The following is a 22076-nucleotide window of genomic DNA, read 5'->3' as shown; positions in this document are numbered from 1 at the left end:
CCCCGCCCGCTCCCCGAGAGCGACCGGGGGGTCCAAGTTACCCCCGTGGTCACCACACCCGACCCCCCGCCGCCCCCCCCCCCCCCCCCCACGGCGACCCGGCGTCCGGCACGGCTCGCGGCCGTGCCGGTCCCGGCGCCGATCGACATCCTCGCCGATTTTCAGACCGAGGAGAAGCCGCCGCTGCCTATCAAGCTCGGCAGCGTCGAGGCGGACGTACTGCGTGGGTTCACCGGTGAGCAGGTCGTGGAGTTTCACCGCCTGGTCGGCGCGATGGAGTTCGAGCAAATGCTGGAGCTGATCACCACGAACGGTGCCGCGCTGTGGGAATTCGTGGGTGGTCTCACACCGGACTACGCATCCAAAGCGCTCAACCGCATCATCAGCTTGAGCGAGTTGTATGAGGGAAACCTTCTCGCGCCCTTGCCGGGATTCGGGACCAATCCCGTTGGGGCGCAGCCTTCGCCAGAGTCCACCGCTACCACGGAGTAAATCTGCGGGTCGCGTTGGCGACGATGCCCTACCCGGATGTAGCCGCGCTGCTCGAGGACGCTGAAGCCCGCGACGCGCAACAGGCACGCGACAGCGAGAACCTCGCCATGCTGGTGGACCGCTGCGACTTCAACCTGAACTTCGACTACGTCTCCGGTGTCACCGATCCCGACGACCCGGACGTCGCGCGCGAACGAGCCCTGCGGAACAAGCACGGCATCAAGCCACCGCCGATGCCGATCCTCGCGCCGGTCGCGCAGCGAGCACCGGAAATCACCGCGGAACTCGTCGAGCGGTTCCGGGCTGCTCATGAGCCGTACGAGATCCCAAACCCCAAGCCGGGCAACAAGTTCGACCTACTGAACAAATCACGTGAGGGGAGGTGAGCCCATGGCCGGTGGCCGCATAGACATACTGCTCAATCCGAACACCAGCCAGTTCGTTTCTCGGATGCGAGCAGGGCTCGCTCCAGCAGTGGGCGCGGCGGGCGCGATCGGCGCCAGCCTCGGACTCGCGCTCGGTGGCGCTGCGGCGTTCGCGGAAGTCATCAAGATCGGCAACGAGTTCACGACCTCGCTAAACACGATGAAAGCCGTAGCGGGAGCGACCGCCGATCAGATGGCGAAGGTCTCCGAACGCGCCAAGCAACTCGGCAACGACGTCACCCTCCCGGGCACGTCCGCAAACGACGCTGCGGCAGCGATGAACGAGCTCGCTAAGGGCGGCTTCAACGTCCAACAGTCGATGGACGCCGCCAAGGGATCGCTACAGCTCGCGGCAGCCGCGCAAATCGACGCCGCGCAAGCGGCCACGATCCAGTCGCAAGCCTTGCAGGCGTTCGGACTCGGTGCCAGCGAAGCGGCCCGCGTCGCAGACGTACTCGCGAACACGGCCAACGCGTCATCCGCTGAAATCACCGACGTCGCGTACGGTCTGCAGGCCGGTGCCGCGGTAGCGCATCAGTTCGGGCTGACAGTCGAGGATGCTGCCACCGCCCTCGGCTTGTTCGCGAACTCCGGCATCAAGGGCAGTGACGCAGGCACCCTGCTGAAGTCCGCGCTGCTGGCGCTGACGGACCAGGGCAAGCCCGCGCAAGCGGCAATCAAAGAACTCGGCCTCACCGTCTACGACAGCCAGGGGCGATTCGCTGGGTTGCGCACCCTGTTCGAGCAACTGGATGCCGCAGCGGGCCGCATGACCCCTGAGATGTACCAGGCCGCAACCGCCACCCTGTTCGGGTCCGACGCAATGCGTTTGGCGTCCGTCGCTGCCGAGAAGGGCGTGGACGGCTTCGACAAGATGCACGACGCCATGAGCAAGCAGGGCAGTGCCGCAGCTGTCGCCGCCGCGAAAATGGAGGGCCTGCCCGGCGCGATGCAGACGGTCACCAACGCCGCCGAAAACCTCGCCCTCGGTATCTACGACCTCGTCAAAGCGCCGCTGACGAACTTCGCGACCACGGCCGCGAAAACCGTCACCGACAACACCCCGAAGATCGTCAGCGGCCTGCATGCCACCGGTGACGCCCTGGTCGCCGTCGGCCGCACCGTCGGCCCGGTGGTCGGATTCTTCCGAGAACTACCCGGACCGGTCCAGGCCGCCACCGCCGCCTTCATCCTGTTCCGCACCACCGCGATCGGCGCTGCCCTCACTACGGCCGCCACAGCGACGACCGCAGCACTAGCCCGAGTCGCCGCGACGACTGTCGCGGTCGCCACCGCTCAAGGGCGGGTCGCTCAAGTCGCTGGCATCGGCGCGACCTCCCTCGGTAGGTTCGGTTCCGCGGTCAGTCAGCTCGGCACTTCCGTGCCTGTCGTCGCCCGGATGCAGACCAGTTTCCTGAACGCCGCGGCGGGCGCATCGGTGTTGGCCCGCACCCAAGGCGCGGTCGCAGCCGCCGCGACTGGTGTACGCGCGGCCGCCGGCGGTGTTGTGAGCATGCTCGGTGGCCCCTGGGTCGTCGCTGCTGTCGCTGCGGGTGTCGCCTTGTTCCAGCTGTACTCGGAGATGAAGAAGGGCGAGAACCACGCGAAGGCGATGCGTGCGGCGCTGCGTGAGATCGGTGCCACCCGTAGCGAACTCGCTGAGATCTTCTCCCTGAACAACGGCGCCATCAACGATCAGGCGATCCAGAACGTGACCCGGCAAGTCGGGATCATGAAGGACTCCCTGGACAAGGCATCCGACTTCAAACCGGGGTTCCTCGAGCGGAATTTCACTCCGCCGTGGATGGACAATGCCCGCGACAAGCAGTGGTACGCCGAACGGTGGGGCGGCGCGAAGAAGGTCATCGACGATCTGAAGATCTCTGACCAACAGTTGGCGGCGGCCCTGTCCGATCAGTCGAAGTTCAACGACCTCGCCGCCAAGCTGCGCGGCATGGGCCAAGACGGGCGCTTCGCGCTGTCGGAGCTGCAAGCCCTGCGTGACGAGATCGTGAAGACCCAGGAGGTAGCTAAGAACACGACCCCCGGGTTCGCGACACTCGCACAAGCGGTGAAGGTCCTGTCGGACGAATCATCTTCGGCCGCGGACCGTATCGACGCGATGAAGTCCGCGCTCGATGTGCTGTCCGGCAAGCCGATTGCCGCGCAGGAAGCGCTGGCGCGCTACAACGAAGCGCTGCGTGACACGTCCGCGGTGACCGCTGAAGCGTGGGACGCGTCGAAGGGATTCGGTGGCGCGCTCGTCGGGCAGGGCGGGCAGGTCAACACCGCCACCGAGAACGGCGCCCGCCTCTATGAGGCTCTCCTGAAGATTCGTAACGTGACGGTCACCCTTGCTGAGGCCGGGGTGGACATGGGGCCGATCTTCGCGCAGAACGGGCAACAGTTCGACGACCTCGCACGATCTGCTGGGCTAACCCGGGAGCAGGTCACGCAGATGGCCGCTCAACTCGGCTACCTGCCGAAGGACATCGAGATCCTGGCCAGCCTCAAGGGCGCCGACAGTGTCGAGCAGCGCTTGGTCGTTATCCAGGGGTTGCTACGCAACAACGCCGAGGGCGTCTCGATCCCCACCGACGCGCTCACCGACGACACGAAGGCCAAGCTCACCGAGTTGGGCGTGAAGGTCGAAGCCGTTGACGGCAAGCCAGGTGTCGTGAAGATCACCGCACCGGACCTGCCCGCGGTGATGAGCAAACTCGACGAGCTGATCGCGAAGAACCTTCCCGCGAAGACGCAGAAGGTCAAGCTCGAGTACGACCTGTCCGGCTATCACCTGCCGCAGGATGTGCGCGAGCGGATGCACGAGAATATCGACGACATCCCCATCGCGCCCCGCGCCGACGGCGGCATCGACGGCGCACTGCCGAGCCAGGCCGTCATCCAGTCCCCGCAGTCACGTCTGTACCAGTGGGCCGAGCCAGAGACCGGGGGAGAGGCTTTCATCCCGCTGGCGACCTCGAAGCGGTCCCGCTCGGTGGACATCCTCGGGAAGGTCGCCGGGCACTTCGGGTTCGGCATCACAAAGATGGCCGACGGCGGTGTCGCAGTCGCCAAGGCGATGGGGTTCCTGCGCGGCGAGTCCGGCAAGGCGTACCAGTACGGCGGCACCGGCAATCCCAGCTGGGATTGCTCGGCGTTCATCTCCGCCGCCTACGCCTTGGTGAAGGGTCTCTCGCCGTTCACGCGCTGGTTCACCACCGAGTCCGATCTCGGCGCATTGGGGTTCAAGGGCGGCATTGACCCGACCGGGCGCGGCCTGTCGGTCGGCATCTTCCGCGGTGGCGGCGGCCAGTACTCGCACATGGCCGGCACCCTCGCAGGCACTCCACTGGAGTCCGGAACGAACGGCGTGCGCGTCGGGTCTGGGGCCAAGAGCGCCGCCAGCGGTGAACTGCCCATCAAGTTCTATCTGCCCAGCAGCCAGTTCAACCCACCCGACGCGGGTGGTAGCTCCCGGTCGTCACGCTCGAGCAGGAAGCAAGCCACGTGGGACGGATCCGACGATCTTGAGTTGGAGTCGGCGCGGATCTCACTGAACAAAGCCAAGTCTCAGCGTGACGAGGACCTCAAAGACCCGAAGAAGTCCGAAGACGACAAACGCCAAGCGCAGATCGATGTTCAACGCGCTGAGCTGCGCGTCCAGGAGCTGGAGCGCAAACAGGACGAGTCGAGGACTACCGGTTCGGAAGTTCCTGAAGCGCCCCCACTGGCGGGGAATCTCACCGACGACCAAATCCGGCTCGAGGAACTGAACCTCTCGATCAAGCGCGCCCGCGATGACCGCAACGAGATCTACGCCGATCCCGAAGCGAGCGACGACGAGAAGCGTTCCGCGGATCTCGATTTGCAGAAGGCGATCAACTCCCTCGCCGAGGAGCAGAAGAAGCAACGCGACGGCACCGGCAGCAGTGGTGGCTCGTCGAGCCCTGTCGAACTGCTCGGCGATGTCGTCAAGGCGTTCGTCGTCGGTCAGGCCAAGGACGCACTTGAGGTCGTCGGGTTGGGTGGCGACATCCAAGGCGTCACCGGCGCGCTCATCGGGCTTGCGGGTGAGCAGATCAAGAAGGACCTGAAGCGGCCCACCCCGAACGCGGTGGGCCCGAACGAGTTGGCCAAGCAGGGCCCGGTCGTCCCAGGAACCCCGGGATGGATCGAGGAAATGATGAAAACCCTACGCATCCCGGCCTTCATCCGTGACCAAGGAGGCCCCCTGCCGAACAACAGCGCAGCCGTCAATACCTCCGGTGAAACCGAGTGGGTCCTCACCGGCGCGCAAATGCGGGCCGCAGCCACCGCTCGGCCGCCGCAGGCGCACAACATCGACAACCGTTTGGTGATCGAGAACCTCCACACCGGCATGTCGACGGGTGAGTTCCACCGCGAAATGAAGATGGTCGAGATCAGCCGCCGCGATCGTTCCCGCGGGCTGGTGCGTCGATGACCGCCCCCGACGGTGCGCTCATCGAATGGGAAGGCTGCAACGGCGAGTGGTGGACGCTATCCGGTGAAGGGCAGTGGGACCGCGGTGTATGTCTCGCCGACGAGGACGACGGCACCGACTTCGACGGCATGTACGACTCCCCGTTCACCGCGATCTACAACAGCACCGCTTTCCAGATCGGCGCCACCTACGGCGGGTACCGCGAAGACAAATACGACTTCATCCTCGCGATCCACGTCATCGGCACCAAGCAAATGCCGTGGCGGTACATCGATTCCGAATTCCGGAAGTCGATGTCGGTCAAACGGGACGCCAAGATCTGGGTAACCACCGAAGACTCCCGCCGCCACCTCGCGGTGAGGCTGGGTGCGAAACCGAAGATCAAAGCAGTCAACGACCCCAACAGCGAGCAGTACGGACTGTTGCTGCTGCCGCTGGTGGGGGCGTTCCCGCGGTGGATCGAAGAACCGTTCAAGTCGACGTTCATCACCCAAACCGACACCACCGTCAGCGGATTCGAAACCGGTTACGTCACGGTCTCCAACCCGCTGCCGGAGGACTACGAGATCTATCTGCAGTGGCGTATCCAAGCATCCAATGCCGGCCTGGTCGTCACGCTGCCGGACTACTCGTTCGGCAACGACGAGTACCTCCGCGCAGAGGAAGACGCCCTGCGGAAAGTGGAGCTCGCGCCGCTGCTGCTGAACGAGCACCTGCTCATCGACACCGACAAGATGGCGTTCAACGGCCAATTCAACTCCAGTCTCGACACCGAGTTCCCGCAGCGTATGGGCGGAAAACGCTTCGCCTACAACATCCCTGGCAACACCCCACCCACCCAGCTCCCGATCAAGGTCAGCAAAGCGCCCATCGGAACAGGGATCCAAGTCGTCTGCCCGCGCCCATGGCCGCGCCCATGGGGATTGGAGTAAGCGATGGCAACAGTCGAAACGATCGACTTCGACACCGTCTTCGGCGAGATCGCCGAACGCCTCACCAAGGACCATGAGCGCCGCATCAAACGACCTTTGGTGCGGATGTGGGATGGCGACTGGAACCTCGTTGGCGAGGTCTACAACGAGATCAGTGCCAAGTTCACGCTTCCGGAAAACGAAACCGGTATCGGCACAATCGAACTCCCCGCGCGTTATTACCTCTCACGCTGGCTGACCGACGTCGACGCCCGCAGCACCGACAACGTGTTCATCACCGTCGACAAGGACGGCGCTCGCTGGGCGGGGATGCTCGACGACCTCGTCGGCTCCAAGGACGACACGGGCAACCGCATCGTCAAGGTCATCTTCAAGAGCGATTTCGAGCACCTCAAACACATTCTCGCGTACTCGAATCCGTTTCTTCCGCCAGAGATCCAGTTCCCCAGGTTGTGGTTGTTATTTGCCTACCCCCCCGCCTTTAACTAGGCGGGGGGGTAGGCAAACAGACCTCGGACCCGCGAAATGGGCACTCAAGACCACGCTGTTCCTGAACATCCTTCGCCTCGAAGGCAACTTCTGGACAATCCCCGATGACCCGGTAAACGGTGCGGGATGGTTCGACCTTGACCAGTCCACATGGTCACAGGTCGTCGCACCAACACCGATCGGCACCGACTACAGCCAACTCGGCATCGTGCACTCTCGCTTCAAATACATGTTCGACGTGCAGAAGCGGATCACCGCCGACGCGCAACTGACATGGGAGCCACGCCGATACCTCGAAGGCGATCCCGAACCGTGGCCGGGCGCAAATCTCCGTCACGGCTGCCTGGTCTGGGACCTGGTCGACAACAGCGGCTGGGATACGGAAACCGCGATCGGCGGCAACATCTTCGACGGGTTGACCCGCGGCTTCACCTCCATCGGCTCCGACGGCATCTCCCAAGAGATCGACGTCATCCCCGACCCCACCTTCCCCGCCGAGTACTCACAGCCCGGCTGGAAAGGCACCAAGACCCGCGCGCCGGGCATCATCCTGCGCGACGGCGAACGCACCGGCGTCCAATCCAACGAGTTCCATTGGAAGCCTGCGACGGACACTGAGTTCGTCACGGGTGGCCACTCGATGCCTGGTGTCAACGAGCTGATCTCCGCGACGATCAACATGGTCGGTGACCTCATTGCCGCGGCGGTTTTCATCCCGCCAGTGGGCGGAATGCTGGACGCGTTGCTTAAGCCGCTGTACACCGACGTGTTCCTGGCGTTCATGAAGTGGCAGGACATCGGGCGAGCCAACAAGCTCGGCTGGTCGCACTACCAGGAAACCTGGTGCGAGGGCGCAGATCGCGCCTATACCTTGTCGGCCCTCATCGCTCTGCGAACCGGCATGTGGAGGACGCGCGAGCAAACCACCCACTCGGTCACCGTCGCCGACGGGGTAGAGAACCTGCGCATCGGGCAGCGCGGATTCGGTAACGCGTGGATCGGCACCCGGATCGGTACGACCGTCCTGGAGTGGGGTCCGCCCGGCAAGGTCTACGTCGATCGCATCACGGAGTTGACGTTGTGGTGGGACCGCAAAACCACTCCGCACTGGGACATCATCGTCGGCCACCGCGAACCCGAAGACCCGGTGGCGAAAGCCCTGGAAATGCTGCAAGAAGTCATGTCCATAGCCCGCGACCTGGGCGTTCTCTAGGGGAGTGTGTGGGAAAGATCTGGCGTCTCGAAGACATCGACCCGGACAACCCGGAGGAACGGTTCCTGTCTGTCCTGCAGTTCATCCCGATCGGGTTCGGGGCGGACGCCGGCGGCAAGAACCGGATCGTGTGGCCGGAAGCCATCACGCGCGCGATCTCCAAACACCTCACCGAAGCCGGTGTGCCGCCGGTTGATCCGGCCCTGGCGACGAAGAAGATCCGCGCCCCCTACCGCGGGGAGCAGCATCCCCTGAACGGGATGGGGGACTGGGTCGGCGTCGACGAGGCGGAGCCGGAAAAGATCGTCATCCAGGATCCGGCGTCGATGACGGTGCGGGAGCGGGAGGCGGTCGTCGAACGGCTGCGGTATCAGGGCTACCGCATCAACGATCCGGAACCGGAGCAGCCGACAGCGAAGGTTGTCGACGCGATCGACGAACCGCCACGATTCGACCCCAACATCCACACCGTCACCGAGGTCAACGCCTATCTGCGCGATCTCGACGACGAAGTCGAAATGCGGCGTGTGCTCTACACCGAACGAAAAGGGCAGGCACGCAACGGCATCCTGAAACGGCACAGGGGGTGATCGTGCGGCTGCTGGACTTCTCTGCGCGGTTGATCGAACCGGAAGCCATCAAAGCCGCAGGGTACGGCGGGGTCATCGGCTACTTCTCGGAGTCCCGCCCGGGCGCGAACTTCGGTGCGAAACCGTTGACTCGCGACTACTGCGACAAGCTCCGCTCGGCGGGTCTGGAGATCGTCTCGAACTATCAGTACGGCAAGGGCGACACCAGCGACTGGAAGGGCGGTTACGCCGCCGGGGTCCGCCATGCGGAGATCGCGCTGCGCCTGCATCGCGAAGCGGGCGGTCCTGAGGGGCGCCCGATCTATGCGCCGGTGGATTCGAATCCTTCACTCCTGGAATGGAACGCACAGATTGCACCGTTCCTCCGCGGCTGGGCATCTGTCTTGGGACTTGACCTGACAGGCGTCTACTGCAATTCCCGCTGCATCGATTGGGCGCTGGAAGACGGTGTGGCCACCTGGTTTTGGCAGCACAACTGGTCCGGCGATCCGTCCATCAATGGTGATCACCCGGCCGCGCACCTGCATCAGATCGAGATCGACAAACGCCGAATCGGCGGTGTCGCCGTCGACGTGAACACCGCCCTGAAGCCGGACTACGGCCAATGGGCGGCCGCCTCTACCGAATCGATCGGAGTGCCGATGAAGCCCGAATTCGACGAGCTCGACCAGACCGGCATCAGCCCGAACTGCCACCCGCGCGACGGTGTCCAGCCGAAGTGGTTCCTGCTCCACACCCAGGAGGGAAACGGGTCGGCGCAGTCGCTGGCCGGTTACCTGCAGAACCCATCGAGTGGAGTGTCCTACCACTACACCGTCGACAACGACGGCGTGGTCGTGGACGTGGTCGACACAGACCTCGCGTCCTGGAGCGTTCTCGACGCCAACCCGCGCGCGATCAATCTCTGCTTCGCCGGTTCCCGCGCGGCGTGGGGGCCGACGCAGTGGGTCGAGAACATGGGGCGCGCAATCGACATCGCCGCCTACCTCGCGGTGCAGGACTGCCGGAAGTACGGGATCCCGCCCCGCGTAATAAACGCCGATCAGCTGGGACGGGGAGAGTCCGGCATCGCCGACCACTGGGCCGTCACCGCCGGACTCGGCATCGGATCACACACCGACGTCGGCGACGGATTCCCTTGGGAGCGCTTCGCCGCCGCGGTCGACAAGTACGCCAACACCACCTTGAAGGAGGCGGTCATGTCCCTCGCGGACGACGAGCTCGGCAAGGAATTTCCCTCGCGATCGAAGTATCGCGCCGACGACGAACCTGTCGACACCCTCGCGGGTTACATCCTCAACATCGATGCCCGAATCCACGAGGACTACGTCGAACGCGAGGCGCGCAAGGGCGTCGAATGGGCCATCTCCCTTGTCCGCAGAGAAGCCGACAGAGGCGACGACGGCGCGCAAGCGACCCTGACCCAGATCGAAGGTGCGAAGTGAACGCGGTCCTGTCGGTCATTCGCAGCGAGCCGATCCGCACGCTGCTCTATCCGATCCTCATCGTCGTAGTTGGCGCGCTTGTCGCCAAGGGTGTTCTGTCCGACTTCTCCGCTGACACCATCGTCGCCATCGTCGCGGCCGTTTTCGGTGTCCCTGCGGCTGAGATCGCCAGGAAGAACGTCTGGACCGCGCCAACGCTTGAGGCGAAGCTCGCAGGTAGCAGCGAGCGTGAATAGTGCTGCTGTTCCTGCTCTCTCAGCAGCAGCAGGTGGAGCCGGTCAGTACGACCCTCGTCCAGTATGGGGCGGTCGGGGTGCTGGCGTTGGTGGGGCTGATCGGGGTCGTTGTCCTATGGAAACGCATCAGCCTCATCGTCGACGCGGAAAGAGCGCGTGCCGACCGGTTGGAAACCGAGCTGCTGGCGCTCAACAAACTCATTTCAAGTGAACTCTCCGGCCACCTAGTTCGGGCTACGGAAGCAATGCGAGAGGTAACCGACATGCTCAGGCATCGGGATCGGGACCGAGGCGATCGATGATGGCAGCCGAAAGGCGTGACGTAGGGGCGCTGCTTGCCGAGACCCGCTTGGCGCTCGACATTTTCGAGGCGCATCTCAATGAGTTTTCAACTGCGCTCGATGAGCTCGAAGCCGAGTCCGCTCGGCAACGGACCGAGCCAGGGAGGCGGAGGTGGTTGTGATCTGGCGTCGCGGTCGAGCGCTCGGGCGAAACGACGACCCAGAGCAGGTGTTCAAGCGGGTGCGCGAGGTGGAGACCCAGCTTCGCGTAGCTCTCGAAGTTTTCCGCGAGCACCTGGACGAACTGGAGCAAGAGATTCGCCAGCCTCGGGAGGAGGTGTAGCCACATGCCGGATAGGGCATCGGAACTGGCTACGACATTGAAGAACACTGAGAACGCTGTGCGTGAGCTGTCGGCACAGGTGAACCTCAACGAGCAAGCGGTGCGCAGTGCCAAGTTCGCATCCAGGGCGGCGCTGGTGGGCATCGCATTCGACATGCTGTTGACTGCCGTCGTCGGGTGGGGGTTGTTCGGTGTGGACAACAACCAGGACCGGATCGACGAGCTGCAGTCCCGGAACAAGCGCAGCACCTGCGCGATGGTCGCGCTGTTCCTGCAGTTCGAGCCACGGACGACCACCAACCCCGGATACACCGAGGAGCAGCGCGCCCAGCAGGTGACGGCGTATCAGACGTTGCGGCAGATCAGCCACGACCTCGGATGCGCGGAGCAGTAGGTGACTACTCCGCATCTCCCTGCTGCGCCGGATGACTCGTTCGAGTTCGGCTCCGACTACGGATCGAACCTCAACGAGACGTCGATCATGGCGATCGCCACCGGTGGAGCGAAGACTTCCTTCACCGGTGTGCAGGGGGCAATCGGTACACAGATCCGAGACCCCCTCGGCGGCGCGATCGTCAACTCCGGCACGGCACTCACGGAGGCGCAGGCCGCCGTCAACGCCGCGGCCAACGCCAGTCAGAAAGCGGACTTCGCCTACGCCGCAGCAACAGAATGGTCGCTGGAATGGTCCGCCGCCTCAGCCGAGGTGACAGAAGGTGCGGGAGAGGTTCTCGTCGGCCCGATGGTGGCCGTTCGTGACGGGCGTGACGCGATCCTGACCGACATCAACATCGCCCTCCTGGAGCAGCACGACGGGCTGACCGTCCAGACCCGTATCTGGAATGCAGCGAACACGGCATACACGGTGGTGCACACCGCGGTGATCGGCGCCAACGAGACCCGGAGGAAGTTCACCGCGCTCACGGTGACGGTCCTCGACGACGAGCGGCTATGGACCTACGTCACCGACATCGTCGGCACTGTCCCTCCAACGGTCCTGCAGGTCCACGTTTCCGGCGTGTACATCGATGAGGAGGAGTAGTAGTTGAGGACGTTCGAGTTCACGGCCGCTGGCGGATCGTATGCGATGTCGATCGCGATCCAGCCGAATCGTGAAGCCTTGTGGGCCGCGGCGTTTGGCGTCGAGTCCTTGGAGGGGCTGTTCGATATGACGCCGGTCGCCGTCGCGCTGCCGTTGATCGACGCCGCGATTGCGAAGTTCAATGACGACCCGGAGAGCCTGCGCCCCCTGCTGGCGGCCGACGACCCCGTGGGGCTGCGCGGCAACCGAGGGATCTTGCGTAATCTGCGCGCGAAGATGGTGAACCTCGGTGGCACCATCTCCGGAGCTGTGGATGAGAGCCCTGCGTGAGCTGGCTGCTGCGGCGACACTGGCCGTTGGCATGGGCGGGATGGCGCGATCTCGACGGCGCGCATTCCCGGCCGAATGAGAATCCGATTCAGCGGCCGTGGAAGCGTGTTAATTCGGGCCGGACGGTATGGCTCGATAGCAACGTCCTGAAGATCCAGGACTATTCGGAGACACCATTCGAGCTTGGCGGGGTCAGCTACGAGAAGCAGCCGTTCACCTCGAACTGGGGCACAGACTTCGATGTGAATCTCGACGGCAACGTCATCCAGCAGCAATTCTGGGGCGCCGCGCTCACTCCCTCGTGGGCGAACGTGGGATTCACGGGGATCGTGGAGCGGCCGATTATCGCGATCTATCGGGATCCTCTGTCTGCAGTGAACAGCGTTCGCATCCTCGTGTATCACTCGGTCGCCTCGATCGAGACGCTGGTGTCGACGGCGAACTTCTCGGGATTCATGAACCGGACATGGTGGCATTTCCGGGTACTGGTGGACCGGGATCGGTTGGTGCGCTTCTACTGGAATCATATTCTGGTTCTGCAATATTGGCTGCCGTCCGCATACAAATCGTCTCTCGGCAACCGTGCATTGAGTTTCCTCAACCAGACCAGCGCGTGGAGCGAGCAGAAGAACTATCGAGTGTTCGACCACGACAGCATCTTCAAGACTGTCACCCAGTGGCCGCACACGGTCAAGTTCGATGACTTCAATAGGACCAACGGCGCAGTCTCCAACGGCTGGACGCAGTTCGGCGCCAATGCGGCGATTGTCAGCAACTCGTGGAGCACCACCGGCACGACCGATGGATCGCGCGCGATCGTCGTCAACACAGGTGCGACCAACGGCGCGCAGCGGGTAGAAGCCACGATCGGCGGCAACATCGCGCCGAACACAGGCGCTGACGCATCTCTGGTCTTGCGCTGCAACGCGGCCGGTACCGCTGGCCTGATGGTCAACGTCTATTCGACGGCCGTCTTCATCGCGCGGTTCACGGGGTCGCTCGACAACCCGACGATGCTCGACTACACCTCCACTCCGATCGCCATCTCGTCCGGTATGAAGATCGCCTTCTCGATCGTGGGCGATGGGGCGTGGGTGGAAGTCAACGACGTGGTGGTGCTGCTCGCGGATGTGAACGGGCATCTACCGCTGACTGATTCATGGGCTGGTGTGCGAGTCAGCCGCCGGAGCTCCACAAACTCCGCGTCCTGGAACGACGCTCGCGTCCTCACTCCCTCCTGACCCGAGAGGCATCGGATGACCGTAATCAGTGAGCACATCGAGAACATCGCAGGCGCAGACAACACGACCGCGTTCCTGTTCGGCGCGAACCTGCGCGAAAGTGCTGACGGCACAACCTTCATCACCGACCGCTGGCAGCGCTACACCGCGACAGGCGGCGTCCTCACCACCGCGAATCTGGACCCCGGTCCTGCGCTGGTGAGGATCGGTGGCGAGACACGGCAAATCGACATCCCCGACTCCGGCACCGCTGTGCGGCTGTGGCCGCTATGGGAAGCGGCAGCTCCGCCGCCTCCGATCACGACCAACTATGTCGTCAACGGCGGCGGTATCGCGCGCGTCCAGAAGATCACCGTATCGGCGTATGCCGCGCTGGTGACCCCGGATCCCCTGACCGAGTACAGCCTTATCCCCGATTAGGAGTAGCCATGGCCACCTTCACTGGCAAGTTCTACGGCTTATTTTTCAAGAGCCTTCTGAACAAAGAGATCGACTTCGACACCGACACCATCAAGATCATGCTGTGCACGAACAGCTACACGTTCGACCAGGACGCCCACCAGTACAAGAGCAGCATCACGAACGAAGTTTCCGGCACCGGCTACACCGCAGGCGGTCAGGCGCTTACCTCGGTGACCGTCTCCTACGACACGTCCACTAACACAATCAAATTGGATGCCGCAGACCCAAGCTGGCCCAGCTCAACGATCACCGGCGCCCGCAAGGCGGTCATCTATGACTCCACCCCCGGCACCGACGCATCGCGTCCGCTGATTGCCTACCTGGAGTCCGATGCCGACTTGTCCACCACATCGGGCACTCTCAGCATCACCTTCGATGTGGCGGGTATCGCGACAATGACTGTCGCAGCGTAAGGCGCCATGCCGAAGTACATCCGCGGCGAGGAGCCGATCGCGATCTGGATCGGCACGACCCCAGTTCTGAAGAAGTATCTGGGCACGACGCTGATCTGGGACGGCACCCGCTCAGCGGTGGCGCAAGCGCAGCGCGCCACGGCCACGGCCCTTGTGCGGACAGCGGACGTTTCTGCGTCCGCCTCTGCCACTGCGAGCGTCGCGACGGCGTCAGCGTCAGCGCGGCCCGCGGTCGGTACGACATCAGCCAGCGGGCAGGCCACCGCCGCAACGGCCTCCGCGCTGGTGCTGTCGCACATGCCGATTGCCGACGCGACCGCCACTGCCACCGCAGCGACGGTGACGGCTGAGGTCAACGGAGCGTTCGGTGACGAGACCTTCAACGCGACAGCCAATGCCACCACAGCGACAGCAACAGCGACCGTGTCATCGCCTGTGGCAACCGGAGCGGCCGACGCGCAGGCGGATGCGACCGCGGCCACTGCCACAACCATCGTGTACGACGCGGTCGGGCAGGGCTCGAGCTTCAACACCGCCACAGCGGCGACAGCTACTGCCACCGCGCTCACGGCGACTGTCGCGGCCTCTGCCACAGCGCCCGCGCTCGTAGCAACAGCATCCGCGACTGGAAAGAACGCCACCCCGTCGGCCAGCGCTGCCGCAGCAACTACGGCGGCGACGGCAACAGCAGCAGCCAACACGGCGGGCGGCGGTGCCACCTACTCCGACAACTTCAACCGCTCAAACGGTGTGCTCGGATCCAACTGGACGTACCAGGTCAACACAAACGCTCCGACAATCTCCAGCAACGTTGCGGCGTGCGCGACGTCGACGGCGAATTTCTATCCGGTGACGTGGATTACGGCGCTCAACGGGGACGATCAGGTAGCGCGCGCGAATACGTCCGGGTCGTTGACCTCCACCTCGGCGGGGCTGATCTTGCGGTCGAATAGCGGCATGACGGCTTGGGTTGGCGCGCTGTTCAACACCGCTCGAGTGTCTATCGTGACCGGTTCCGCGCCGGTGTCCGTCACTGTCCGCGTGCAGATCGACGGTAACCCGGGTATCGCATCCGGATCGCTACTGGAGTTCCGAGCGGTCGGAAACGTCTACACGCTGTATGACGATGGTGTTCAGCTGGTGCAATGGGTCGACTCGGGCAATGTCGCCACCGTGGGTAGCTCTAACCGCTTGGGTGGTTTTGGCGTGCAGCGCATTTCCACGACTAACAGTGTGTCGCTGGACAACTTCGCCCTCATGGATTCGGCGGTGGCCTGATCACGGGCCAGTCACGCACGCCTGCACGGCGATCCCGTCGTCATCGCCTGCGCTGACATCGAGGACGTGGCGTCCGTCAGGCAGCGCGGTTCGGCGACGGGCGTCACCGGACAGCGCGTAGATAGTGAAGCCGCTGACGACCCACACATCAGCAGACGACACCTTGGTGTCGCCCTGCATGATGTTGCCGCCGACCCACACCAAACCGTCCGCTCCATCCAGGGCGTACGGAGTCCCCAGCTGGTGCGACCGGTCGGCGAACGCGTTGTTGATCCGCGCAAGGATGTGATCCGGGACAAGGTTGCATCGGCCATGTGGTGTGGGCGCGACGGCGGGCGCGGTCGGCAGTGATGGTTTGGTGGCCGGCGCCGTGGTCGTCGTACGCGTCGGCAATGGCGGCGTGGTTGTCACGGCGACCGGGTTGCCGGTTGACTCGCATCCTGCAAGCGCGGCCGCGCTGATCGCCAGGGTTGCAACAATGGTCTTCATCAATTCCCCTCAATGACGTTGCGCGGGACGGTACTCGCCGCCGTGCTGTCATGCAGGGAATCGCCGCTACTCCGGCGGTTCGTTACTGGCCGGGATGAGTTGCTCGGCGCGGTAGGTGTACGGGTAGCGGCCCGGCGCGTCACCCTCGGCCATCACGACGACTTCATCGCCGTTGACCTCGAGGACTTGGAACACCGTCACCGGTGATACCCGCACCTGCACTCTGTCGCCCACCTGAAACACCCGTGGATCCTATCCCGGACATACGACACCGCCCCGATCCCCGCCGTGAGCAGGAGATCGGGGCGGTTTTCGTCGTGTCAGGCGGACTTGCTGACCGGGTGGATAGACGTCGTGCCGTCGAGCCGCCGCACCCGGTACTCGCCCGGCCCCGGCAGCGGCGCATCCATGAACTGGACCAGCCTTCGAACGAGCTCGGTCGGGTCGACACCCATCCGATCCCGCAGTTCGCGGGTTGCTACAGCGTCGGGATCGGAGAAGATCGCGACAGCGAGGTGCTCGGTGCCTACATATCCGTCTCCGCGGTCGCGCGCGATCTTCTCGGCGGCGGCCATGAGCTCCGCGAACATGGGCGTCTGGATGATCTGTTCCGCCATCGGTCTACCTTCCCACTACGAACCGAGGACTTCGGTCCAGTCGTAGTACTTGTTCCCCCACTGGTCTTTGTAGCCCTTGCACAACCAGTATCGCCAACCGTGTGGATCTCGTGTGCGGACATGCTGATTGTCATTGAGTCGGGTGCAGGAGAGGGCGGGCGTTCCATCCGGGGTCGACTCCGATTCCGGCCACTTCGCCGAGTCGCTGCCGCGGCATGCGGAGTTGTCGTCGTTGGGGTCGACGTGCCCGAACAGACACGGCCCGGCCACGGCTGGGGCCGCGACGACGGCCGGGGCCACGCCGCCGACGAGTGCTGCGCTGATAGCGCAGGCGGCGAAGGCGGCTCTGACGGTGATCTTCATGGGTTCCTCCCGGAGATGTGAACGGCCCAACCTCTTGTGAAGGTTGGGCCGTCTTTGTTGTGTTGGGGGTTGGCCCGGCCGGTCCGTGCTACCGGACCGGGCGTCCCCTACCCGCGCTCCACTGGCTAGTTGTTTGACGCAGGAAGATCAGCTATCGACGCCGGGGCTTGCTGTCCTGCCCGGTGTCGTCCTTGTTGGCGGCTTCGTTCCAGTTGTCGCCTGCATTGCCATCGGGCCCAGGGGTATACAGCTCATCCATTGATCCACTCACTCCCTACTCGATTGCGTTCTCTTATCCACCCCCGCAGATGCGGGGACGACTAGAAGGCGGCCAGGGGCCGTAGGTTTCGCCACGGCCAGTGGTGACCGCGCTCAAGGAAGTTCCGGTCGTCGGCAGTGACGAGGTCGAACTGCTCGCTGATCCCGCGCTGCGTTGCCTCGACGTGCATGATGCTCGGCACGATGACCGCGAAGACCCGGTCGGAGTGGGCGGCCTCGAGGAGACGGAGGGTGCCGTTGATCGCGCCCGGTTCGATGACAAGGGTGCGGGTCAGCCTGTAGCCCAAGCCTGCGGCGACGTCTTCGATACTGCGCTGGTCCTCGGGCTGGCGCGTCTGCGAGATGTCCAGGCGGAGGAACCCGATCGCTCGGCCCTTCATGCTGTCCTCGCCTGCTTCTCGATGTTGGCGATGTACGCGGCCGCCGCGGCCTGCCGCGTGCATTCGAATCCGGGGTGCAGGTTTGTGTGGATGGTGACGATGCCGTGTGCGCGTTCGCGGCTGGCGATCGATGCGGGCTCCGTGGGCGACAGTCGCCAGCGTGGTGCCTCGTCGCAGAGTTCGCCCATCACCGACCCACCTGCAAGAGGGCGTCATGCAACCGCTCGAGCAGTTCTCGATCTTGGCCGCTCGCGGTTTCCCTGAGCCGCTCGGCGGCTTCCTCCTGGCCGTACGGCCAGCCATCAGGCTCGGTGTCACGAGTCATGGTCAGCTCCATCCCCCGAGCCGAAGCTGTAGGCCGATGCCGCCAGGTATTGCAGACAGGCTGGGCCGTGGCCGCTGTGGACGTTGAGGACAAACTGGGCCTGAGCCAATGACCGGAATCCGCTGTCCTGCCAGCATTTGCGGTGGAGGTGTCGCCACATCTCGGCGTCGGCGAGCGTGGTCATCGGACTGCCTGCTCGGTGGTGGCGGACGGTTCGGGATCGGGTTCGCGCAGCTTTGAGACGATGATCACCACCCAGATAGACCATGGGATGGCGACGGCGACTATGGCTAGTGCTGCGATTTGTCCGGGCATTGGGCGGTACCCCTCGGCGCGTGTGGGTGTAGTTGAAGGGCACCCAGCGCCGGGACTCGCTCCCGGAAATCCCGCTGCCGGCCTCGGCCGGGGCGGGCTTTAACCGGCAGCTTCGTTCGGGACGATGAGCCCCGGACGCTGGATGCGTACCCAACGTTAAGACCTGATGAACGCCTCGACTTTCACCTAATTTTCAATTTGAAGGTGCTACCGTGGGGGCATGATTGAGAGCAACTCGGTAGGCGGTCGGATCAAGCGCTACCGGCGGCTAAAAGGTTGGAACGCTGAGCAACTCGCGGCTCGAATCGAAGGGGTCAGCTACAGCATGCTGACCAAAGTCGAAAGCGGGCATGCCTCTCCATCTCCCTTCACCGTCGGCAGGATCGCGCTGGCGCTTGGTATCGATGCGGCCAAGCTGAACGCCGACGCGGACGAGGAAGAGGCGGGGACGCTGGAAGTGGTTCCGATCCTGCGCCGAACTCTCGCAGCGACAGACCTCATGGGCGATGTAGAACCGGTGCCTCTCTCGGAGCTGAAAGCGCAGGTAGCCCTTGTTGGAAAGTGGCGGCGTGGAACCCAGTACCGAAAGATCGCAGAGGTTTTGCCCGACTTGGTAGACCACTTGCTGGTGTCGGGGAACGAGATCGGCGAACCTGCATACGCACTACTGACTGACGCCTACCGAGCAGCGAACACACTGTCGCACAAGATGGGCTATTTCGACCTCAGCATGACCGCGACCGAGCGCATGGAGTGGGCCGCCAGTCGCAGCGGGGACCAGCTCCTACTGGCCACCGTCTACTACGTGAAGGCGGCAACACTCGCGCGGATCGGCGCTGGGCGGCAGGCGCTGCGGCTGCTCGAGCGCGCGATGCAGGATATTGAACCGTTGGTGGATGAGGATGTGACGGCCACCGCGGTGTACAGCACGCTGCATATGCGTGCAGGAACGATCGCGGCCAGTCTCGGCAACGCCGATGCCTCCCGCTCCCACCTCGCCGAGGCTGAGCGGCTGGGCGAGGCCGTGGGGGAGCGTGTCGTCTATGACACGGTGGTCGGGCCTACGAACGTGAAGCTGTATCAGCTGTGCGCGGAAGTGGACCTTGGAAACGCAGGGCGCGCGGTCGAGATCGCGAAGTCCACCAAGCTGCCAAAGGGATTCGCGAACGAACGGCAGACGTACTTCTGGCTGGACACCGCACGAGCGCACCTGCTGGCAGGTAACCCGGATCTTGCGATCGAGGCGCTAGCCGAATCGCGGGCGGTGTCGCGTGAGCACTTCCGGTCCTCGCCCTCGGTCAAGGCTGTCGTCCGGTCGACGGCGGATCAACAGCGCTTCGCCAACGACACGCTACGGGCGCTGGCGAACTCGGCGGGCATCGTCGACTGATTCCCTGGAACAGGTGAGCCGCTCCCTTTGGGGGCGGCTTCTTTTCGTTCAGTCGTCGTCCGGTTCACGCTTGGGCTGCTCGCCGAACAGGTGAGCCATGTCCAGGTCCGGCCCGCCGACGGGGGAGACGTTCGCCGGGGTGACGGTCGCCGCCTCATGGTCGCAGCCGACATCGCACGGCGGTGTGTAGACGATGGCACCGCACGGGCATTCGTGGGTGCGATGCCCTGAGCGGTTGTCGGTCATGCACGGCACCCAACCGACGGAGAACTCTCCGGCGCGCAGGACATGGCCGGCGGGGCAGCGAGTGGGCGCGGGCTCGACCCAGCCGCGGGCGGTCTGCACGAGTACGTCCGGTGGCGCGACGCGGCCGTCGACGAGGTAGAGCATCAGGTCAGCATTGCATGGGGCACCGACGGAACGGGCTGCCAGGAAGTGGTGCAGATCACACAATGGATGGCGCGGATGCGACTCGCCAGAGGAAGCGGGGATGATCCGTAAGCTACAGATAGAGCTACAGTGGCGATCTGCCGAGCGAAGGTCTCCGCGCATTCACGCTGGTAGATATAGGTATTCGTGGTGCGCCATCAGGGACTCGAACCCCGAACCCGCTGATTAAGAGTCAGCTGCTCTGCCAATTGAGCTAATGGCGCTTGCTCCGTGTTCCGGTGCGGGACAGACATTAACAGGCCGAGGGCGCAGAAGTGAAATCGATATCTGGCCAGGGGCGTCGGTCGAGTTGGCGAGCGGTGTTAACGCCCGGTGGGGTAGTCGGGATCTAACCGGTGAACTCGCCAGCGTCGACGCTGCGTTCGCGTTGGTTCGGGCTTGCGGAGCTGGCAGAATAGCGGGCGTGGTCTCGACCGATCCCGCCGGCGCGGTGGGTTGAGCTGACAATCGGTTGGATCCGAAGCCATCGGTGCGCTTCTGGGCGCACCGGGACTTGAAACGGGGTTGAGATGAGCGTTGCGCAGGGTCGACATCGGACGATGGGGAAAGTCACCGCACCTCTGATTGTGTTCGCCGTGTTCGCGCTGGTCTTATCCGCGTGCTCGTCGTCGGCGGGCAGCGCCGAGGGGGTCGCCATCGACCGCAACCCCATCACCGAACTGATCAAGCCGAAGCTGTTGGCCACGGTCAAGGACGGTGACGTGGGGGTTTCGCCGGGTATGCCGATGGTCTTCAAGGTCGACGACGGCAAGTTCACCGCCGTGACATTGCTCAACCCGCAGGGCGAGTCGGTGAGCGGCAAGCTGGCCGCCGACGGCCGGTCCTGGGAGACCACCGAGGTGCTCGGCTACGGCAAGGCCTACCGGCTGCGTGCCGACGCCATCGGCCTCGGCGGCGCGAACTCCACCGCCTTGAGCTTCACCACCAGCTCGCCGGACAGCCAGACCCATCCCTACCTGCTGCCGGGTGAGGGTGAGGTGGTCGGCATCGGGCAGCCGGTCGCGGTGCAGTTCGACGAGAACATCCCGGACCGCATGGCCGCCCAGAATGCGATAAAGATCACCACCGAGCCCGCGGTGGAGGGTGCGTTCTACTGGGTGAACAACCGTGAGGTCCGGTGGCGGCCCGAGCGCTTCTGGGCGCCCGGCACCAAGGTCACCATCGACGTGAACGTCTACGGCAAGAATCTGGGCAACGGCCTGTTCGGCCAGGACAACATCCACTCCTTCTTCACCGTCGGTGACGCGGTGATCTTCACCGCCGACGACAACACCAAACAGGTGACCGTCGAGCAGAACGGCCAGGTCGTGCGGACCATGCCGACCTCGATGGGCAAGTCGAACACGCCCACCGACAACGGCGTCTACATCGTGAGCGACCGGTTCGAGAAGATCATCATGGACTCCTCGACCTATGGCGTTCCGGTGAGTTCCTCCGACGGCTACAAGACTCCGGTCGACTACGCGACCCGAATCTCTTACAGCGGCATTTTCTTTCATTCCGCGCCGTGGTCGGTCGGTCAGCAGGGGTATTCGAACACCAGCCACGGCTGTCTGAACCTGAGCCCGGCCAACGCCCAGTGGGTCTATCAGAACGCCAAGCGCGGCGACATCACCATCGTCAAGAACACGGTGGGCGGCACCCTGTCGGGTGTCGACGGCCTCGGTGACTGGAATATCTCGTGGCCGGAATGGAAGGCGGGCAACGCCGACGTCCGGTGACGAAAGTGAAGGGCCCCCGCGATCCCGCCCGGGGCCCTCTCCATTCGGAGGTCCAGTCTCTTATACACAA

Annotated in this window: 28 protein-coding genes and 1 tRNA gene; 20 read left to right on the top strand and 9 right to left on the bottom strand. The window is 64.1% G+C overall.

What is annotated here, in order from left to right; all coding sequences use genetic code 11:
- Positions 1-123 precede the first annotated feature (123 nt).
- From ACFU4Z_RS15665 to ACFU4Z_RS15580, 18 genes are all read left to right on the top strand, one after another.
- Complete coding sequence (locus tag ACFU4Z_RS15665; protein ID WP_379063296.1) at positions 124-492, top strand: hypothetical protein; 369 nt, start codon at positions 124-126, stop codon at positions 490-492.
- Between the two features lie 23 nt (positions 493-515).
- Positions 516-878 (top strand): hypothetical protein, encoded by a 363-nt coding sequence (locus ACFU4Z_RS15660; protein WP_379063294.1) that lies wholly within the window; start codon positions 516-518, stop codon positions 876-878.
- A 4-nt stretch (positions 879-882) separates the two neighbouring features.
- Positions 883-5382, top strand: coding sequence for a phage tail tape measure protein (locus ACFU4Z_RS15655; RefSeq protein WP_379063292.1), 4500 nt, complete (start codon positions 883-885; stop codon positions 5380-5382).
- Positions 5379-6314, top strand: coding sequence for a phage tail protein (locus tag ACFU4Z_RS15650; protein ID WP_379063290.1), 936 nt, complete (start codon positions 5379-5381; stop codon positions 6312-6314). Before ACFU4Z_RS15655 ends, ACFU4Z_RS15650 begins: the two co-directional genes overlap by 4 nt.
- Positions 6315-6317: 3 nt before the next feature.
- Positions 6318-6803: a hypothetical protein gene (locus ACFU4Z_RS15645; RefSeq protein ID WP_379063288.1), complete on the top strand. Its 486-nt coding sequence runs from the start codon at positions 6318-6320 to the stop codon at positions 6801-6803.
- Positions 6778-8016: a phage tail protein gene (locus ACFU4Z_RS15640; RefSeq protein WP_379063286.1), complete on the top strand. Its 1239-nt coding sequence runs from the start codon at positions 6778-6780 to the stop codon at positions 8014-8016. Before ACFU4Z_RS15645 ends, ACFU4Z_RS15640 begins: the two co-directional genes overlap by 26 nt.
- Positions 8017-8024: 8 nt before the next feature.
- A complete protein-coding gene (locus ACFU4Z_RS15635; RefSeq protein ID WP_379063284.1) occupies positions 8025-8606 on the top strand; it encodes a DUF2744 domain-containing protein in 582 nt (193 codons plus the stop codon).
- Positions 8607-8608: 2 nt separating this feature from the next.
- Entirely contained in the window at positions 8609-10051 is a 1443-nt protein-coding gene (locus tag ACFU4Z_RS15630) for a glycoside hydrolase domain-containing protein (protein WP_379063282.1), read from the top strand.
- The gene (locus ACFU4Z_RS15625) at positions 10048-10287 is read left to right on the top strand and encodes a hypothetical protein (protein ID WP_379063280.1); all 240 of its coding nucleotides are present in this window, start codon (positions 10048-10050) and stop codon (positions 10285-10287) included. Before ACFU4Z_RS15630 ends, ACFU4Z_RS15625 begins: the two co-directional genes overlap by 4 nt.
- Positions 10287-10589: a hypothetical protein gene (locus tag ACFU4Z_RS15620; protein WP_379063278.1), complete on the top strand. Its 303-nt coding sequence runs from the start codon at positions 10287-10289 to the stop codon at positions 10587-10589. Before ACFU4Z_RS15625 ends, ACFU4Z_RS15620 begins: the two co-directional genes overlap by 1 nt.
- 151 nt (positions 10590-10740) lie before the next feature.
- The gene (locus ACFU4Z_RS15615) at positions 10741-10911 is read left to right on the top strand and encodes a hypothetical protein (protein ID WP_379063276.1); all 171 of its coding nucleotides are present in this window, start codon (positions 10741-10743) and stop codon (positions 10909-10911) included.
- A gap of 4 nt (positions 10912-10915) precedes the next feature.
- Positions 10916-11305, top strand: a complete 390-nt coding sequence (locus ACFU4Z_RS15610; RefSeq protein ID WP_379063274.1) for a hypothetical protein — start codon at positions 10916-10918, stop codon at positions 11303-11305.
- A complete protein-coding gene (locus ACFU4Z_RS15605) occupies positions 11306-11953 on the top strand; it encodes a hypothetical protein (protein ID WP_379063272.1) in 648 nt (215 codons plus the stop codon).
- Positions 11954-11998: 45 nt separating this feature from the next.
- On the top strand, positions 11999-12283 hold the full coding sequence (locus ACFU4Z_RS15600; RefSeq protein ID WP_379063270.1) for a hypothetical protein: 285 nt from the start codon (positions 11999-12001) through the stop codon (positions 12281-12283).
- Positions 12280-13524: a hypothetical protein gene (locus ACFU4Z_RS15595; protein WP_379063268.1), complete on the top strand. Its 1245-nt coding sequence runs from the start codon at positions 12280-12282 to the stop codon at positions 13522-13524. Before ACFU4Z_RS15600 ends, ACFU4Z_RS15595 begins: the two co-directional genes overlap by 4 nt.
- 15 nt (positions 13525-13539) lie before the next feature.
- Positions 13540-13944, top strand: coding sequence for a hypothetical protein (locus ACFU4Z_RS15590; protein WP_379063266.1), 405 nt, complete (start codon positions 13540-13542; stop codon positions 13942-13944).
- An 8-nt stretch (positions 13945-13952) separates the two neighbouring features.
- A complete protein-coding gene (locus tag ACFU4Z_RS15585) occupies positions 13953-14399 on the top strand; it encodes a hypothetical protein (RefSeq protein WP_379063264.1) in 447 nt (148 codons plus the stop codon).
- 6 nt (positions 14400-14405) lie between these two features.
- Positions 14406-15677: a hypothetical protein gene (locus ACFU4Z_RS15580; protein ID WP_379063262.1), complete on the top strand. Its 1272-nt coding sequence runs from the start codon at positions 14406-14408 to the stop codon at positions 15675-15677.
- On the opposite strand, the gene ACFU4Z_RS15575 is transcribed toward ACFU4Z_RS15580, so the two are convergent.
- From ACFU4Z_RS15575 to ACFU4Z_RS15545, 7 genes are all read right to left on the bottom strand, one after another.
- Positions 15678-16166 (bottom strand): hypothetical protein, encoded by a 489-nt coding sequence (locus tag ACFU4Z_RS15575; RefSeq protein ID WP_379063260.1) that lies wholly within the window; start codon positions 16164-16166, stop codon positions 15678-15680.
- Positions 16167-16232: 66 nt separating this feature from the next.
- Positions 16233-16400 (bottom strand): hypothetical protein, encoded by a 168-nt coding sequence (locus ACFU4Z_RS15570; protein ID WP_379063258.1) that lies wholly within the window; start codon positions 16398-16400, stop codon positions 16233-16235.
- An 86-nt stretch (positions 16401-16486) separates the two neighbouring features.
- Entirely contained in the window at positions 16487-16783 is a 297-nt protein-coding gene (locus ACFU4Z_RS15565; protein ID WP_379063256.1) for a Clp protease N-terminal domain-containing protein, read from the bottom strand.
- A gap of 15 nt (positions 16784-16798) precedes the next feature.
- Complete coding sequence (locus ACFU4Z_RS15560) at positions 16799-17146, bottom strand: hypothetical protein (protein WP_379063254.1); 348 nt, start codon at positions 17144-17146, stop codon at positions 16799-16801.
- Between the two features lie 320 nt (positions 17147-17466).
- On the bottom strand, positions 17467-17805 hold the full coding sequence (locus tag ACFU4Z_RS15555) for a hypothetical protein (protein ID WP_379063252.1): 339 nt from the start codon (positions 17803-17805) through the stop codon (positions 17467-17469).
- Positions 17802-17993, bottom strand: a complete 192-nt coding sequence (locus ACFU4Z_RS15550; RefSeq protein WP_379063250.1) for a hypothetical protein — start codon at positions 17991-17993, stop codon at positions 17802-17804. The genes ACFU4Z_RS15555 and ACFU4Z_RS15550 overlap by 4 nt, the downstream gene beginning before the upstream one ends.
- Positions 17993-18130, bottom strand: coding sequence for a hypothetical protein (locus ACFU4Z_RS15545; RefSeq protein WP_379063248.1), 138 nt, complete (start codon positions 18128-18130; stop codon positions 17993-17995). Before ACFU4Z_RS15545 ends, ACFU4Z_RS15550 begins: the two co-directional genes overlap by 1 nt.
- A 535-nt stretch (positions 18131-18665) precedes the next feature.
- On the opposite strand from ACFU4Z_RS15545, the gene ACFU4Z_RS15540 reads away from it, so the two are divergent.
- A complete protein-coding gene (locus tag ACFU4Z_RS15540; RefSeq protein ID WP_379063246.1) occupies positions 18666-19835 on the top strand; it encodes a helix-turn-helix domain-containing protein in 1170 nt (389 codons plus the stop codon).
- Positions 19836-19883: 48 nt separating this feature from the next.
- On the opposite strand, the gene ACFU4Z_RS15535 is transcribed toward ACFU4Z_RS15540, so the two are convergent.
- A complete protein-coding gene (locus ACFU4Z_RS15535; RefSeq protein WP_379063244.1) occupies positions 19884-20225 on the bottom strand; it encodes a hypothetical protein in 342 nt (113 codons plus the stop codon).
- Between the two features lie 187 nt (positions 20226-20412).
- Positions 20413-20488 (bottom strand) — tRNA-Lys (locus tag ACFU4Z_RS15530).
- A 306-nt stretch (positions 20489-20794) separates the two neighbouring features.
- On the opposite strand from ACFU4Z_RS15530, the gene ACFU4Z_RS15525 reads away from it, so the two are divergent.
- Complete coding sequence (locus ACFU4Z_RS15525; RefSeq protein WP_379063242.1) at positions 20795-22006, top strand: Ig-like domain-containing protein; 1212 nt, start codon at positions 20795-20797, stop codon at positions 22004-22006.
- Positions 22007-22076: the final 70 nt, after the last annotated feature.

This window comes from Nocardia sp. NPDC057440 (genome assembly GCF_042802915.1).
GTDB lineage: Bacteria > Actinomycetota > Actinomycetes > Mycobacteriales > Mycobacteriaceae > Nocardia.
This window is presented reverse-complemented; position numbering and strand designations above follow the sequence as displayed.